5 protein-coding genes and 10 pseudogenes are annotated in these 16,459 nt (G+C 56.7%); 10 read left to right on the top strand and 5 right to left on the bottom strand.

The window, feature by feature from the left end; genetic code table 11:
• From tnpB to VSR82_RS38390, 4 genes and pseudogenes are all read left to right on the top strand, one after another.
• Window positions 1-292: IS66 family insertion sequence element accessory protein TnpB (gene tnpB, locus VSR82_RS38405; protein ID WP_498858770.1), on the top strand; the 292-nt coding region annotated here is incomplete at its 5' end.
• Window positions 293-321: 29 nt separating this feature from the next.
• Window positions 322-1,916, top strand: a pseudogene (gene tnpC / locus VSR82_RS38400) (IS66 family transposase).
• A 394-nt stretch (window positions 1,917-2,310) separates the two neighbouring features.
• Window positions 2,311-2,430 (top strand): annotated as a pseudogene (locus VSR82_RS38395) (helix-turn-helix domain-containing protein); the annotation flags it as partial.
• Window positions 2,431-2,490: 60 nt separating this feature from the next.
• Window positions 2,491-2,765, top strand: a pseudogene (locus VSR82_RS38390) (IS3 family transposase); the annotation flags it as partial.
• Here VSR82_RS38390 and VSR82_RS38385 read toward each other — a convergent pair.
• On the bottom strand, window positions 2,667-2,945 hold the full coding sequence (locus tag VSR82_RS38385; RefSeq protein WP_498858769.1) for a transposase: 279 nt from the start codon (window positions 2,943-2,945) through the stop codon (window positions 2,667-2,669). The pseudogene VSR82_RS38390 and the gene VSR82_RS38385 sit on opposite strands and share 99 nt — an antisense overlap.
• Window positions 2,946-3,231: 286 nt before the next feature.
• Between VSR82_RS38385 and VSR82_RS38380 the strand changes: the two are divergent.
• Window positions 3,232-4,115 (top strand): annotated as a pseudogene (locus VSR82_RS38380) (IS3 family transposase); the annotation flags it as partial.
• Between the two features lie 7 nt (window positions 4,116-4,122).
• On the opposite strand, the pseudogene VSR82_RS38375 reads toward VSR82_RS38380, so the two are convergent.
• Window positions 4,123-4,446 (bottom strand): annotated as a pseudogene (locus VSR82_RS38375) (IS30 family transposase); the annotation flags it as partial.
• Between the two features lie 356 nt (window positions 4,447-4,802).
• Between VSR82_RS38375 and VSR82_RS38370 the strand changes: the two are divergent.
• Window positions 4,803-5,237 (top strand): annotated as a pseudogene (locus VSR82_RS38370) (transposase); the annotation flags it as partial.
• Between the two features lie 21 nt (window positions 5,238-5,258).
• Here VSR82_RS38370 and VSR82_RS38365 read toward each other — a convergent pair.
• A pseudogene (locus tag VSR82_RS38365) lies at window positions 5,259-5,557 on the bottom strand (integrase core domain-containing protein); the annotation flags it as partial.
• 7 nt (window positions 5,558-5,564) lie between these two features.
• Between VSR82_RS38365 and VSR82_RS38360 the strand changes: the two are divergent.
• The 4 genes and pseudogenes from VSR82_RS38360 to VSR82_RS38345 all read left to right on the top strand — a co-directional run.
• Window positions 5,565-5,750, top strand: a pseudogene (locus VSR82_RS38360) (transposase); the annotation flags it as partial.
• A 1,613-nt stretch (window positions 5,751-7,363) separates the two neighbouring features.
• Window positions 7,364-13,876 (top strand): amino acid adenylation domain-containing protein, encoded by a 6,513-nt coding sequence (locus VSR82_RS38355; RefSeq protein ID WP_498858768.1) that lies wholly within the window; start codon window positions 7,364-7,366, stop codon window positions 13,874-13,876.
• A gap of 35 nt (window positions 13,877-13,911) precedes the next feature.
• Window positions 13,912-15,258 carry an MATE family efflux transporter gene (locus VSR82_RS38350; RefSeq protein ID WP_368586317.1) on the top strand — a complete coding sequence of 449 codons (1,347 nt, stop codon included), beginning with the start codon at window positions 13,912-13,914 and terminating at the stop codon, window positions 15,256-15,258.
• A gap of 9 nt (window positions 15,259-15,267) precedes the next feature.
• Window positions 15,268-15,342, top strand: a pseudogene (locus VSR82_RS38345) (IS6 family transposase); the annotation flags it as partial.
• Between the two features lie 203 nt (window positions 15,343-15,545).
• On the opposite strand, the gene VSR82_RS38340 reads toward VSR82_RS38345, so the two are convergent.
• Both VSR82_RS38340 and VSR82_RS38335 read right to left on the bottom strand, forming a co-directional pair.
• Window positions 15,546-15,740, bottom strand: a complete 195-nt coding sequence (locus tag VSR82_RS38340) for a type 2 periplasmic-binding domain-containing protein (RefSeq protein WP_410852937.1) — start codon at window positions 15,738-15,740, stop codon at window positions 15,546-15,548.
• 490 nt (window positions 15,741-16,230) lie between these two features.
• Window positions 16,231-16,459: pseudogene (locus tag VSR82_RS38335) on the bottom strand (IS4 family transposase); the annotation flags it as partial.

Below are 16,459 nucleotides of genomic sequence, written 5' to 3'. Positions count from 1 at the left end.
GTGGCTCGATTACGCCGATCCTGCGGTGGCTCCAATACGCCGATCATCGAGTGGCCCGATTGCGGCGATCATCCGGTGGCTCGATTACGCCGATCCCGGAATGGCTCGAATATGCCGGTCAGTGACAGACGGCATGTGCTTGTTGATGAAGCGACTCGAGAAGGGACACTTCGTCTGGCCGCAAGCCGACAGTGGCGTCATTTGCTTGAGCCCTGCACAACTGTCGATGCTGCTCGAAGGCATCGACTGGCGGCAGCCCACGAGAACGGTGCGCCCGACGTCAGCGTTGTAAACGTCGTCGCGGGCGCGTAAATTGCGCCCATGACGCGCGCGATCCCACTTCCCGACGACGTTGAAACGCTCAAGGCCATGCTACTCGAGCAGGCATCGACGCTTCGCGAGCGCGAGGATCAAGTGGTCAAACTACAAGAGCGGGTGGATTTGCAAGAAGCAGCGCTGGCTTCGCGGGCAGCCGAGGTCGAGCACCTGAAGCTGCTCATTGCCAAGCTTCGACGCATGCAGTTCGGCCGCAAATCGGAGAAGCTGGATCGTCAGATCGAGCAGCTTGAGCTACGCCTCGAGGATCTGCAGGCCGACGAAGGCGCCGCTCCCATCGAGATCCCGAAGACGGCGCGCACCGCGCCGGAAGTCCCGCAGCGCAAACTGTTGCCCGAGCATCTGCCGCGCGACACGCGCACCTATCTGCCGGAATCGGCAGAGCGTTGCACGCAATGCGGTGCTGCGATGAAGCAACTCGGCGAAGACGTCTCGGAGCAACTCGAATACGTACCGGCAAGCTTCAGGGTGATCCGGCACGTACGGCCGAAGTTCGCATGTTCATGCTGCGATCACATCGCGCAGGCAGCAGCGCCGAGCCGCCCAATCGAACGCGGCTTGGCAGGGCCTGGATTGCTCGCACACATACTCGTCTTGAAGTTTGCTGACCACGTTCCGCTTTACCGGCAATCGGTCATCTATGCGCGCGAAGGCGTTGAACTTGATCGCTCGACGCTGGCGTCGGCCATAGCGCGACCCTGCTGCAACCGCTGGTCGAAGCGATTCGGCGCCACGTGATGGCGGCGACGAAGTTGCACGCTGATGACACACCAGTGCCGGTGCTTGCGCCCGGAAACGGCACCACCAAGACCGGACGACTATGGGTGTACGTACGCGACGATCGACCGTCAGGAGACGCAACGCCGGCTGCCGTGTGGTTCACCTACACGCCTGACCGCAAAGGAATTCATCCGCAGCAACATCTTGCAGCGTTTGCGGGCACGCTACAGGCCGACGCCTACGGCGGCTATCAGGCCATTTATGAAACCGGGCGCGTAGTCGAAGCAGCGTGTTGGGCTCATGCGAGGCGACAGATATACGAGCTGCACGCAGCTCGACCGAACGCCTTCAACACCGAAGCACTCAAGCGAATCGGAGCACTGTATAAGATCGAAGAGGTTATCCGGGGCAGGCCGCCCGATGAGCGCCGAGCCTATCGCCAGGCGCACGCCAAGCCGTTACTCGATCAGCTTCATACCTGGCTGAGCGAAGTGCTCGACACGCTTTCGCGCAAATCCGATGCGAGTCGTGCGATTCTTTACGCGCTGAACCGTTGGGCGGCGCTAACGCGCTATTGCGATGATGGGCGACTTGAGATCGACAACCTGCCTGTCGAGCGCGCCCTGCGCGGGGTAGCCATCGGGAGGCGCAACTACCTGTTCGCGGGCGCTGACTCGGGCGGCGAACGTGCCGCTATCATCTATAGCTTGATCGGGACAGCTAAGCTCAATGACGTCGATCCCGAGGCGTATCTGCGAATTGTGCTCAAGCGCATCGCTGATCACCCGATCAACAGGATCGGTGAACTGCTGCCATGGCGTCTGGATCAGTCGTCGCACTCGAGCGGCGTATCGGCGTAGTCCAGGACAACGGTGTGGATGCGAACCTCACACCAATCGCGGAACATCTGAGCGTTCGATTACGCGGCCACAAATCCGGATCGACATACCAATCTCCCAGCAACTGCTCGAAAACTGCCTTCCAGTTCCGCTGAATCCATCGTTTGCGTGGCTGATCCGGATCATCGGCATCATCCGTGGGGATCAGAGACGCCGACGGCTCCTCGCGTGCATCCTCGAACGTGATGATGGCATTGGAAGGAACAGGATCGGCCGCCTTGATCCAGTCGACGAACGGCGCCTTGGGCAGAATGATCGCGACAACCCGATTGGTAACGTAAAGTGGCTCCAGCGGCATGCGGTCGGCCCTCGTGTCAGAAGACCAAATGCTAAAGCAAGACGGTCCTCCCGCCACGAGGGCCTTTCCTATCGGCAGGCCGCCGCGCTGTTTGATATTCGCAACTTCAATATTATCGCTACGTGGGAGCGCAACTACGATCAGGGCGGACTGGAGGCCTTGTCACCACACGCTTCCTCACGCCGCAAGAAGATGACAAAGCATCAGACCACAGAATCTCCGAGATCATCAAAGGGTGACGCTAGGCGCACTCGCGACGAATTGATAAAGGAACTGGACAACCTCCGCATGGAGAACGCCTATCTAAAAAAGCTCAATGCCTTGGTTCAAACGACCGCGCAGCAAGCGCAGCGCAAAAAGCACAAATCGTGATCGAGCTAAGGCACCAATACCCTCTTGCCGATCTGCTCAAGCTAGCAGGCTTGGCGCGCAGCACTTTCTATTATCAACAGAAGGCGCTGCAGGCGGCCGACAAGTATGCTGACCTCAAGGCCCGGATCAAGACAATCTTCGTAAGCGGCCCGCGCCTTTTCCCTGACGCCTGCAGCACCATGCGAACGATAGCCTGCCACCCATTTGCGTAGCGACGTAACATCCACATCATGGCGGCGAGCAACGACTTTGAGCCTGGCCGTTCCCGAACAATAATCCTTGACGACCGCGAGCTTCGTCTCTTCCGAATACTTGCCCACAAGACTCCCTGCAGAAGTGTCCAACTTCTGGGGGGCAGTCCAAAATTTGGTGGATACCAAACTATCCAAAACCTCAATCGCTATGCCAGAACGGCCCTCGTGAGCCGCTTACGTTGCTCGTGCAGTTCGGCAACCTGTGCATCGCGTTTCCGCACGATCTCATCACCAGCGAACACCATCGCTTTCAGGGCGTCGATGTCGTCGGGAAGGTCTGTTTGAGCTTCCCCTGAAATTTCGCCTTCCAGCAGGTCGTGTGTAAACTCGACCCAAAGGAAGGAAAGAAGAGATGTTCAAGGTACCAAAACAGGCGTACACGCCGGAGTTCCGGGCGGCGGCCGTGCAACGAGTCAAGGACGGGCAAGGCGTAGGCGCAATGGCCCGCGAGTTGGGCGTGTCGGAGCAGACGCTGCGCAACTGGGTGAAGGCCGAGCAGGCCGGCAAACTGAACGGTCCCGGAGCGAAGGTGGTCACGCCCGGGCAGATGGAGCTCTCGCGGTTACGCGCCGAGAACAAGCGCCTGCAAATGGAGCTTGAAATCGCAAAAAAGGCGGCGGCGTACTTCGCGAAGGACCTTCTGTGAAGTACGCCTGGATTGCCGGGCAGTGCCGGCACTATCCGCTGTCGACGCTGTGCGAGGTCCTTTCGGTGAGCGTGAACGGCGATCGTGCCTGGAAGCGCGGCGGCACGCCCGAGCGGAAACGGTTGACCGACACGCAACTGCTTACGCTGATTCGGTCGATTCATGCCGAGGTCAAGGGCGCCTACGGCTCGCCACGCATGACCGAGGAGATTCGCGCACGCGGGTTTCCGGCCAGCAAGGCACGCGTGGAGCGTTTGATGAGCAAGAACGGTATCCGGGCACGCCACAAACGCCGCTACCGCGTCACGACTGATTCCCGGCACAAGCTGCCCATCGCGCCGAACCTGTTGAACCGCGAGTTCGCGCCGGCTGCGCCGAATCAGGTGTTCAGTTCGGACATCACGTATATCTGGACCGACGAGGGCTGGCTGTATCTGGCGGTCGTGCTGGAGCTGTTCAATCGAGAAGTCGTGGGTTGGTCCATCAAGCCGCGCATGACGGCCGACATTGTGACCGACGTGCTGACGATGGCATGGTTTCGCCGGAAGCCCGCGCCCGGCGCGCTGCACCACTCGGACCGTGGCAGTCGGGGCGAATTCAACCGGTCGTCGCAACACTGGATTGTTGAACAGATTTTAGGTACTCGTCCAGCGCTTCCGCAGGCGTCTTCCAGCCGAGCGTTTTCCGGGGCCTGGTATTCAATATGTTAGCAACGGCTTGGATCTCTCGAGCACACCACCGGGACAGGTCTGTGCCCTTTGGAAAGTATTGTCGTAGAAGGCCATTGGTGTTTTCGTTCGTACCGCGCTGCCATGGGCTGTGCGGGTCGGCGAAGAGTACCTTCACGCCGGACTCGATAGTGAAGCGGGCGTGATCGGACAGCTCCTTGCCACGATCCCAGGTTAGTGATCGCCACAACTGAATCAATCCACTCTGTTAGTGACGGTAACAGGCAGTTCCTGTGCGATTATGCCGCGCGAGGAACAGAAGTGCCCAAGCCCGAGCCGAACTGCTCCGAATGGATGTTACTGACCAGTTCATCGAATAGTGCATCGTTTTTCAGGCGGCAAAATATGGACATGCTTTTCCTGAAACAGGTTGTGGATCAAGTGCGTTTCGTCTGGCGCAAGTCGGCCGATGAAATTCTGTCGAGTCGTGAACGGTTTTGCGCACGGGTCCAAACGATACCGCGATGAACATGCCACACCAGCGATTGACGACGCCGTCCTCGCGCTCCTCTATTTGACATTGCTCGACGACAGCCGCCATTGTCACCCATTGCTCGAGGGGATGTAACGATGTGGATTGACCCTGATCTTTTCGCTGCAGCACCGGAATCCAAGGTGCGCGCACTCGGGGCCACCGATGCGTCTATGCGGATGCGCTCATGCAGATGCTGCTGGAACTCAAGCAGGTCTTTCTTCTGCCGCTGCGAGCACTACAAGGCTTCGCCCAGAGTCTGCGCAAACTTGCTTTCCGGAGCCTGCCCGTGCCGAACTACACGACGTCGAGGCACACAGACGCTGAAGGTCGCGGTGCCGGCACAACGCCCAAAGACTCCTTGCACCTTGTGCTCGACAGTACCGGGCCAAGGTCTATGGCGAAGGCGAGTGGAAGGTGCGCAAGCATGGCTGGTCCAAACGTCGCACTTGGCGATGGACCCGAACACCGGACAGATCTGCGCTGCACTGATGAGTCGGCCCCGGGTTTCCGGGAGACCGTTTTTGTTTGAGTCAAGCCGCCTTGGCGACGTTCTGAAACTGCCGATAGTAAGCTTGCTCGGCTTCCGCCGGCGGGATGTCGCCGATCGGGCGAACAGCCTACGAATGTTGAACCAGTCGACCCATTCAAGCGTTGCCAGGTCGACAGCTTGCTGCCTGCGCCACGGGCCGCGCCGATGAATCAGCTCCGCTTTATACAGCCCGTTGATTGTCTCGGCCAGTGCGTTGTCGTACGAATTGCCAACTGTGTCGACTGCCGATTCGACACCGGTTTCGGCCAGACGCTCCGTGTAGTGGATCGAAACGTATTTGGGGAGCCCGGTCACCGCAAGCGCGTTGGCCGCGAAAATGGGCGACGCAAAACGGTACGGATGCAGTTGCGATTTTGCGGCATCGGTTGGGCTCGTTCCGCGGCAATACAGTACGGGCGGCAAGACCAATCTTCTCAGGATCAGCCGGCGGAGCAACAAAAATGTCAGGCGCCTGCTCGTCCTGCCCGCTCGAGGCGCGGGGAGCGATCCCCAAAACGACGCCGAATAGATTTGGGCAAGCCAACTCGCCATCGAAAAAATCAGGGTTGCAAAGATGGGGTGGATCCAGATTTGGCACATCCATGCCGCTGGGTGGGGGGGCGCGCCCATTCCATTAACGCGCATCTGCATCGTCGGCAAAAGAGAGCCTCACGTGATCCGGAAACTGTCCAAGGAAAAGCACGTTCGGTATGCCGCGTAGCCAACTATGCACTATTTGATGCACTCGTCAGTAAGTTCGCCGCTTTGGTCGCCCCTCGTCGCGGCAATCCGTGGTGTTGCACATCCAACATTGTCGGATATGCAACACAGCAAATCCCACAAATGATATTTGCCGGAAGATCCCGCAAGCGTTTTGGAGGGTAAGTGCCCATCAATCATCCCGATCAGCAATGTGTTGAGATATCTCTCAGGTGTGTCGTGGCGTTGGCTCAACTATTGCATCTGCTGTCGCGGGGAAATTGAAGCTGGAGGTAACGAAGCGTGAACACCACACCAAAGCCTCACGAACCACAGACAAGATCTGCAAAAAATGATCGTCGACATTCTATTGCCGCGTCCACTCAAGGTGCCGCGCTACGCGTTGTTAACGAACCGGCGCTCTGGATCATCAGTTCCATTCCGTTCCCTGAGCAGGAAGTTTTTTCCTGCGTTGCTGTGCAATCCGACGAACGATGTATCTCACAAAGAAAGATACAAGGGCTCTGCACAGAATGAAGCTGTGCGGCGAAGTGAGCAGCATGGAGGACCGACATCAACGCGACGGTCAGGACGACCAGCAGAGTTCGTCGCACCTCCTAACCCATGATGTGACTGTTGAATACTTCTGAACTTATGCTGCAGGAGCGTCGAGTGCCGAATCATCCTTCAATTCTTCGGGCGCTTTACCATGGTTTTTATATTGCAGCATACAGTTCGAAACCTGTATCAAGTGAATTTCTTGCTGCGAACTTATTGCATATTTCCCTTCTTCACCTGAAATCGCTTGCTTGAGTTCAGGTCGTGATTGTGATTGAGGACGGTTACTTTAACGATGAACAGATCACGCACTGTGTGGTCTCCCACGATTGCTCGCTTGTTTTCCGATGATCCGAAAGCCTTCATTACGAGCGCGATACTGTTTTTTTTGCCAGTGAGCGCTGCGTGGCCGTTTCGGAAGCGTGCCAGGAACTCGCTCTCAGAGGATCGGGAAGAACTGCGGGGCTGGCGCGATATAGCGCCGTTACGCGACGCGGGCGAGTAGTGACGTGCCTGCGCCAGCCGCATCTTTCGCAGTTATAGGTACGGATTTTAATGGTAACCAGTGATCTTGCCGTTGCATTGGTGACCGCATGAAAATGCGGTTCAATTTAGCAGAGCAAGTGACACGCCCAAGTGAATAGATATCAAAATATTGAATACGTACAGAATGCGAAGAAGATGTGATTTTCAATATCTTAGGATTGCCAGTTAGCCTGTTATCCAACCCAAACGCAATGAACCTTTCGGCGATCATTCCACGGATACTTGCGCGGTCGCCCGCCGAGAGAGCTGCTTTTAGTATAGGGTCGGTTAATTCAAGCACTTAGGCGAGTGAGTGAGGTTTAAATGAAAAAACTATTGGCAGTGGACTACTTTTGTGAAGCGGCACGGCGTTATCCGCAACATATAGCAGCGAGGCATGGCAGCGAGTCGGTAACGTATCGGGAGCTTGATGAGCAGTCCAACCGCATCGCAATGGCGCTGACCGAGCGCTGTGGCCGCGAGGCGCCCGTCATCGGCGTGTTGATGGAGCGAGGAATTGATTTATTGGCTGCGATGCTTGCCGTTTTTAAGATTCGCGGTACCTATATGCCGCTTGATGGCCAGTATCCAGCGGAACGTTTGGATTACATGCTGGAGAAGAGTAAATGCTGCCTGCTGCTGACCGCCCGTAACTGCTTCGAACAGGCGGCATACTTGCAGACAACCAGACCGGAACTAGTGCTTCTTGATATTGAGGAGGCGCAAGAATCGAGCGCAGCCTTTGTCGGGCCCAGAGGCAAAGGTAGTGATCTTGCCTACGTCATTTTCACTTCGGGTACCACCGGTCACCCAAAGGGCGTAATGATTGAACAGCGGAGCTTGATCAATCACTTGCACGCTAAAGTACACGATCTGGAGATCAGTAAAGCTGATCAGGTGGCGCAGACCGCATCGCACTGTTTTGACATTTCTCTGTGGCAGTTTATGGCGGCGCTGCAAGTGGGGGCGTGCACGCGGATCATTAATAGAGACGTCGTATGCGATCCGTCGAGGCTGCTGCTTGAGTTGCGCGAATCCCAAGTATCAGTCATTCAATTTGTGCCGTCGCTACTACGCTCGTTTGTGGCCGAAGTCGAATTGATCGATGCACGCGCGCTGCCGGCGCTGCGCAGGATTTCCACCGTCGGAGAGGCATTGCCGCCCGAAGTATGCCGACGCTGGCTGGCGATGTACCCGTCTATTCCCATCCTCAACCATTATGGACCAACCGAATGTGCCGACGGTGTCACGCATGCACTGATCTCTAACTCTCCGGCGGAAGGTCAGGCATTTATGCCGATCGGGAAACCGATAGACAATCTGGAAATCTATGTGGTCAGGCCAGATGCTGCGGCGCTGACGCTTGTTGCGTCAGGTGACGTAGGCGAACTTTGTGTAGCCGGCGTTGGCGTTGCGCGTGGTTACATTAACGACGACGCGCGTACGGAGCAGGCTTTTGTGGCTAACCCTTTCAGCGATAAGCGCGGATATGATCGGTTATACAAGACTGGTGATCTCGTGAGGCTGCGTGAGGATGGCTTGCTGGAGTGTCTCGGAAGAGCAGATCGCCAGGTCAAGCTGCGTGGCTACCGTATTGAGCTTAACGAAGTGGAAGGTTTGTTGGGGTTACATACTGCCGTCGAGGCCGCGGCCGTAGTGGTGCATTATCCCGCTGACAATCGGGTGAAACTGACGGCAAGGGAAACACTGACTAGTCCAGGGGAGGCGGAAAGACTTCCGCGCCTCGTGGCTTTCGTCAAGCTTCGAGAGGAGGTTACACGGAGCGCTTTACGCGAACACATGTCGTGTCAGTTGCCTGACTACATGCTGCCTGATCTTTTCTTCGAGCTGGCGAAATTACCATTAAACGCCAATGGCAAACTTGATTACAACCAATTGCCTTCTCCAGAAAATTTGCGTCCTTTGTCCGATGTGAAATATCTGGAGCCCGCTGACGGTCTTCAGGTTCGGTTGTGCAGGCTCTTAGCCGAGATACTGCATCTAGACCGGCTGGGGCGAAACGACAACTTTTTGCTGATGGGCGGTGACTCGCTGCGCGCCATGCTTGCGATCAACCGTATTCGGAGCGAATTCGCCTGCGAAGTTTCTGTGGTTGAACTGTACCATTGCACAATAGATGAGTTGACCGAACTCCTGGCCGAGAAAGAGGATGGGCATGAGTCGCTCCCCGCCATTGTCGTCAGTCGCCGTGATGAGGGCGGAGAGGCTCCGGCCAGTCACATTCAAAAACACTTATGGTTTTTGTGGAAGCTTGATCCAACAGCATCCAACTATACCTTGCAAACGGCGCTCGAATGCTGCGGAGAGCTTGATCGAGATCGCTTTAGTCGGGCTTGGGATGCGGTGGTGCAGTACTTCGACACACTGCGCATCCGATTCGTCGAAAAGAGCGGCAATCCATATTTGACCTTCGATTCACCGCCGAAGGGTCGTTTGCGCTTTATAGACCTTTGCGGCGACCATCCTGCCTCCAGGTTGGCTGAACTGAAGGCGAGCGAGTTTCAACCGGCCTTTGATCTCGCCGCAGGCACACTGTATCGCGCACTACTAGTACGAGAGAGCTCCGACCGGCATGTTGTCATCTTTACGACGCATGAAATCATTATGGACGCGTGGTCGCTTTCGGTGATGGTGCGCAAACTGCGTGAATTTTACCAGGCGGGAGTCAGTTCAGAGGACGGTCTCAAAGCCGAAATTTCGTTCGCGGATTTCGCTAAATGGGAGTCTGAGCAGTTTCGATCGGACTGCTGGGCGCGACAGCGCTCGTACTGGGCACAACAGCTGTCGGGTGAGTTGCCGGTGCTGACCCTGCCTTCCGATAAGCCTCGTCCGAGGCGGATGCGTTACACCGGTAAGTCACACGCCATACAAATTCCGGCTCTCGCGGCGTCCAGACTTCGCGAACTCGCTGCGGACAATCGCACCACGCTTTTCAGCGTGTTACTGACGACTTTTTACGTTTTATTGAGAGAGTACAGCGGACAGGACGATATCATCGTCGGCACTCCGAATGTGGTACGCGAACAGTCAGGTACGGAACACCTGCTGGGGTTCTTCCTAAACATGTTGCCGCTAAGGGCGAAGATGGATCCTGACAAGTCATTCATCGAACATCTGGCCACGACGCAGCAAACTGTCATCGGTGCTGCCTTCAACGCGGCATATCCATTCAGTCGGATGTTGGAAACAGTTGACGTGGTACGTGGAAGCAATTTTTCTCCCGTATTCCAGGTGATGTTCAACATGTATTCGGAGAAGGCAGAGCTGATTTCTGAGGGGCAGCACGATGTGTCAATTGTCGCACGCGAATTGGAAAACGGTTATACCAAGTACGATCTCACTCTTTACTGTCAGGAAGAGGGGGACGGCATCTATCTGCAGATGTCCTATTGCACTGAGCTGTTCTCCGACGAGCTCGTTTCCAGAATGCTGCTCAACCTGCAGCAAATTATTCAGATGATCATTGCGGCGCCGGCGGCGCCGCTTGCAGAGCTGGATCTGCGGCACCCAGCTGAAAAGGCTTTTCTTAAGCGTTACAACGGAGGACGGCTCGCTTATACGGGCGCTAGTACACTACGCGAAATGTTCGAAGCGCGTGCCAAAATGTCGCCAGTGGATACTGCTTATTTCTGGGAGCGCGGTCGCATTTCGTACGCGGAGTTGGATACTGCGGCCAACCGTTTTGCTAACAGACTCGCAGCCTCCGGTGTTGGTGCCGGCGACAGGGTGCTGCTTGGCATTGACCGCGGCATTAACGCGTTGATCGTTATTCTAGCTGCGATTAAGCTGCACGCAACCTACTCGGTGATCGGGGCAAATTATCCGATAAGTCGCATACTTGAGATTGCTAAAGATGTCGCCCCCAAGGCCTTCGTTGCCACGCCGTTGCAGCGGGAAGCATTTCGTGACAGAGGGCTAGTTTTACTGCCGTCGGAGGAAGTTGCATGCGGCAATGAGGAAACAGATGCCGCCCCTTCCCCATCTTGTTCGCATGAAGTGCTGCAGATCGTCTACACATCTGGTTCTACGGGAAAACCGAAGGGCGTTGTGGTTCCCGCTACAGCATGCCTAAATCGTTTGCACTGGATGTGGGGGCAATTCCCCTTCCAGGCAGGCGATGCCTGCGTAGTGCAGAAGTCGGCGGCGCTGGTTGCCAGTCAATGGGAAATCTTCGGGCCACTCTTACAAGGCGTTCCTAGTTTGCTGCTGAGTCAGCAAGAACTGCAAGATCCATCCCTGCTGCTATTGCAGCTAGATCGTTACCGGGTAACGCATCTGCTGTGCTCGCCACCGTTGATCACCGGCATTTTGACGGCACAATTGACAGACGGACGGTCGGTTTCAGATTTGCGGCTGGTCACCTCAAGCGCTGAGGCGTTGCCACCGGAGTTGGCTCGGCGCTTTCTCGAGGCTTTCCCGCAGGCCCGTTTGTTCAACTTTTACGGCTCCTCGGAGTGTAGCTCGAACGCCGCTTGGGGGGAGGTGTGCGAAGTGGGCGCTGATGAACGAACTGTCCCGATCGGTAAGCCGGTGGCCAATGTCGGCATAGCCGTCGTAGATGACAGGTTGCGGCCGGTGGTTCAAGGTGCGGTGGGGGAGATCCTGGTGACGGGTGACTGCCTGGCGAATGGCTATCACGACAGCAGGGAGTTGACAGCCGAGCGATTTGTTGCTAATCCGGTGCCAGAGTTACAGCCTTTCGGAACTGTGGCTTATCGCACTGGCGATTTGGGGCGCCACCGCGACGACGGCCGCTTGGAGTTTCTCGGAAGGCGTGACAACCAAATCAAGATCCATGGCTTGCGCGTTGAACTGGATGAGATTTCTCACGTCTTGGGAAAATGTCCTGGGGTCGAGGAGGCCGCGGTGCATTTGCACCGCGCTGCGGATGGCGAGCCGCTGTTGACTGCCTACGTGGTGGGCACGGAGGCGAAGCTGCCGTCAACAGAGGATGGGTTCCGACAAATGCTCCGTCATTCGCTGTTGCCCCATACTATTCCCCGTTCATTTGTTCGCTTGCGGGCTTTGCCTAAGCTGCCGGGCGGTAAACTGGACCGTTCCCGCTTGCCGTTGCCACGGCAAACCGCGGTGGGCGTATTCGCGCCGCTGGTTACCGCGACCGAGCATGCACTGGCCGCGGTTTGGCAGGAAGTGCTTGGTATGTCGACGATTGGTGCGGACGCGCATTTCTTCTCACTGGGTGGTACCTCTATGCTGAGCGTGCGCTGTGTGGCGCGGGCGGCCAGGATGGAAATCCGCTTTTCTGTCAGCGAGTTGTACGATTATCCAGTGTTACGCGAACTGGCTGGGCTGATCGATGCCCGCTCCGGCGAACTGGTGCACCACGATGGCGAAATCGACGGTGGAGTGGAAGTAACGCCTACGATACGCTTCATGAATCGGCGCATGGGTTTAGACGAGCATTTCAACATGTGCGCGATCTGGCAGGACGATAGCTGCCGTTTGGATCCGGCCATATTGGAGTCCGCTATCGTTAGGTTGGCGAAAGACTACCCACTGTTGCGCACCAGGATCTCTCGAGATGACGCGGATCTACGCTTCCATACCGGAGTCGGAGCGTTGCATCTGGAGCGAGTTGCATTGGGCTCGTACTCAGAGCTCGGGGATTGCACGCGAGAGGTATCTGGTATCGCTGAGAAAGCGCAATATGCATTCCGGTTCGATGGTCGTACCTGGATGTCGCGTTTCCAATTGATCGAGGCGGAGGTCGGTGGGCGGCCGCACAGATGGATTTTTATCATAATTCATCATTTCCTGGTCGACGGCTATGGGTTCCGGCTGCTGCTGGACGAAGTAGAACGCTACTATCTGGCGATAGAGCATGACCAAGCACCGGATCCCGCATTCAGTGGCCGCGCGCAGGTGAATCGATGGGTGAAGGCGCTGCGCGAACATGTGAGCGGTTCGTTGGACAGCAACATTGCTTATTGGCGAAGCCGGCCATGGGAACTGCTGCGTGAGGATGGTGCAACAGTCTTCGAGGTTGAGCCAGTCGATAGTGGCGCTGATTCCAGCCGGCGCTTGTTCGAGATGCTCCACACTGGGCAGATGCACAGTGATGCTGCTTTCGAGGCCTTGTGCGCGCACAAGGGGATTCGCTATCTGGATCTGGATGCGGAATCGACAAAGATTCTGCTCGATCTGCATCCGGACCGGCACGGCTTTGACGCGTTCGACGTCATCCTGTGCGCCTTGGCGGAGGTGGCAGGACGGGGCAACCAGCGACGAGGGCTGTTTCTGGACAGCATGGACATGCTGCGCACGCCTATCCTGCCGGGTCAGGATCTGTCGACAGTTATGGGCTTTACCGCGGAACTTGTCCCGCTGGCCATCATTTGTGAGGGGCGACTCAGTGTGGCGGAACGTCTGAAAGCGGTGCGTCGTCAGCGCAATTCGGCACGGATCCATGGCATTGGGCTACGGGCGGCTGCGTATCTGCTGCCGGATGATCAGGCGAAGGCATTGGTGGATTTCGACTGGCCGCGTGTTGTCGTCAACTATCGCGCTGTGTTAGATAATCTTCGTACGCGCATGCTGCTCGGCCTTGCTCAACCGACGATCTGGACGGGTGATGGGACGGGGCCCAACCGTCATCACACGTTGCGGTTAGATATCGATAATGTGGACGGTAAACTTCGTATCCAGATGCATTGTGCGTTGCCTTGCTTTTCCGCAGAGGAGACGAATATGCTGGGACGTCAGTTGCTGCATTGTCTCGCGGCTTATGCCGGATGGCTCAGGGACAATCAGGAAGATGTGGACGCAACAAGCGTGAAGGACGGGGCCACAGTATGAACACGCCAGCAGTTGCGGCATCACGGATGCAGTCAATGGCCCACGATCGACTGTTGCCACTGATCCTGCGGCTGGCTCTTCCGTCCGTCATTGGCGTCACTGTCAGTGCCGCTTATCAGTTGCTCAACGCCTATTTCGTGGGGCGGCTCGGAACAGCAGCACTCGCGGCGATGGCATTGTCGTTCCCATTTGCAATGTGCATCACGGCAATAGGCCAGATCTTCGGTGCAGGGGCCGCCTCGTTGATTGCTCGAAGCCTGGGACGTGCCGACGATCACTCTGCCAACGATTATGCATCGCACGCGTTATGGTCTGCGATGGTAATTGCTGGCATAACGGCTATCGCGGGCTGGCAGTTGGCTCCAACTTTGCTGACATGGCTAGGCGCTGGACCATCGATTTTGCCACTGGCGGTGGCTTATCTTCATTGGCTGCTGTTGGGCTATGTGGCAGTGGTATTCAATATGGTCTGTGGTTTCATCGTGAGAGCGGATGGCAATACCGTGCTCAGCATGACGACCCAAGTTTCATCCTTCGCAATGAACGCGGCACTCGACCCGGTGATGATTTTCTGGTTCGGGCTGGGCATCGAAGGGGCTGGCATCGCAACATTTCTGGCCCAGTTGTGCGGCTTAACTTTGTATTGGCGACATTTCGCGGGCAGGCACGGAGCCATCGTCTTATCGTGGCCATCGGTGGGACGCTGCGGGTGCCGGCTGGCGAGCATCGCCCGCATCGGCATTCCGCCAGCGCTCAATACGCTGCTCGCGGTAGCGGCCATGTCCATGCTCAATGGGTTCGCTGCTCGCTACGGTGAGGCATCGGTGGCGGCGATAGGTTTGGCCAGCCGCTTGGCGATGCTGGCAGCACTTCCGCTGTATGGACTGTGCAGCGGGGCGCAGTCGGTTGTTGGGTTTAATGTCGGCGCAGGTAACTGGACACGGGTGGCGCAAGCGGTTCGGGCTATGGTTGCCGTCGCGCTAACGTTCGCCGGAGTCTATGCCGGCTGGGTCGTGTGGCAAGCGAGAACCATCATCGGCTGGTTTGCGCACGAGTCGGCGACGATAGAGATTGGCAGCCGCGCGATCTTGCTATTCCATTGTGCGTTGCCGGTGTTAGGGGTGCAACAGGTGTGCCTGCTTTTCATGCAGGCCAAGGGCAACGCAGTCTGGGCAACGCTTGTAGCGGTACTGCGGCATGGCTTGTTTCTGATGCCCCTGATGGCCTTGCTGCAGCACGCTTATGGGCAAGACGGCCTTTTGTTCTCGGTAGCGGCTGCCGATATGGCAGCGGGTCTTATCGCTATGGTTATTCTATACAGTGAAATGCGGCAGATCGACAAGGCCTCCCGGCTCTGTCAGGTTAATGGAATGGGGCCGTAGAATGACGTAATGAAGAAGACAAAACCGCTTTATCACGGTCATCGCTTCCCTGTTATCGTCATCAGCCGTGCGGTTCGGTGGTATTGATATGACTTTGCGTGTTAATCGCGACATTAAATTCCAGGTTGTTGCATCGATGCATGAATTTCCTGACGGCGGCGCAGCAGTAAAGCCGATGGACGATGCGAAGCTTCTAGTCCTCTCCGCCGTGTAGCCCATAGGTCTACAGGAAGGTCGCCACAATCTACGGGTATTTTTCCGCAGAAACCCTACGGATAACGAAGTTGTTATAGATGAGGTATCCGTCTTTCTGCAGTCTTTTGTGGAAAGATCTTAAGCCCACCGTTGGCGACAAGCTGTTGACTTGCAGGATCCCAGGCATCGGCGCCGTCGATGTCGCCGCCCTTCCATGCTGCGACAATTTCACTAGGCGCAAGAGGTACTGGTATGATTTTGCTGCGGTCAAGCCCGTATACCCTGATGGCCGCGTCCAGCGCGTATTGTGCCGTCGAGTTCGGAGGGTAGCCGATGGTCTTGCCTTCGACTTACCGGAGTGACGAGATATCCTTACGGAAAGTCAGTTCGCTGGTGGAAATCACTTCTGGAACACCGATAGTCTCGATAGGTAGAGGACGAAATTTTTGGCCATGTCGAGGTGTGCGGTGTGGTGCGGTTGTTGTCAGGCGCGCCACGAGAGAACATTCATCAGCCAGGGCCAACCAACGACTACTTCTAAGCAAATTACTGCGACGGTTATAGGGAAACGCGATCTCGTCTGAAAGAGCGGTGCTATTTTCATTTGCCGGAGGCGCTGCCCGATGCGATCCTGGACGATTCTCGGCTACGGACCGGTGCCTGCGAAGGAGGCGGGGGGCCAAAACGAGCATTCATGCCGTCCGCACAACGACACACGAATGCCCGACCACAGTTGGGCATACACAAGGCATAGTGAGCGCCAACTCAAGCTTGCAATTACCCACTTCTTTTTAGCGCAAGCTTATAGCCGATCTGGATGTCTGTCAGACGTCGCATCCCGCGCCACATTACGGTATTGCCCGGCGGAGGGTCGTTGGGGCGCGCAAGGTAACCCCCGAGCTGAGCGAGCCTGATAACGTTGCGCACGAGCGGCGGAGCTTGCGCGTTGTGGGGCGTATCGTGAACGATGTGTTCAAGCAGTTCGATTTCGGTGTGCGTGAACGCG

This window comes from Burkholderia sp. JPY481 (assembly GCF_038900515.1).
Classification (GTDB): domain Bacteria; phylum Pseudomonadota; class Gammaproteobacteria; order Burkholderiales; family Burkholderiaceae; genus Paraburkholderia; species Paraburkholderia youngii.
Note: the sequence above shows the minus strand (reverse complement) of the source record. Positions and strands in the feature narration are given on the sequence as shown.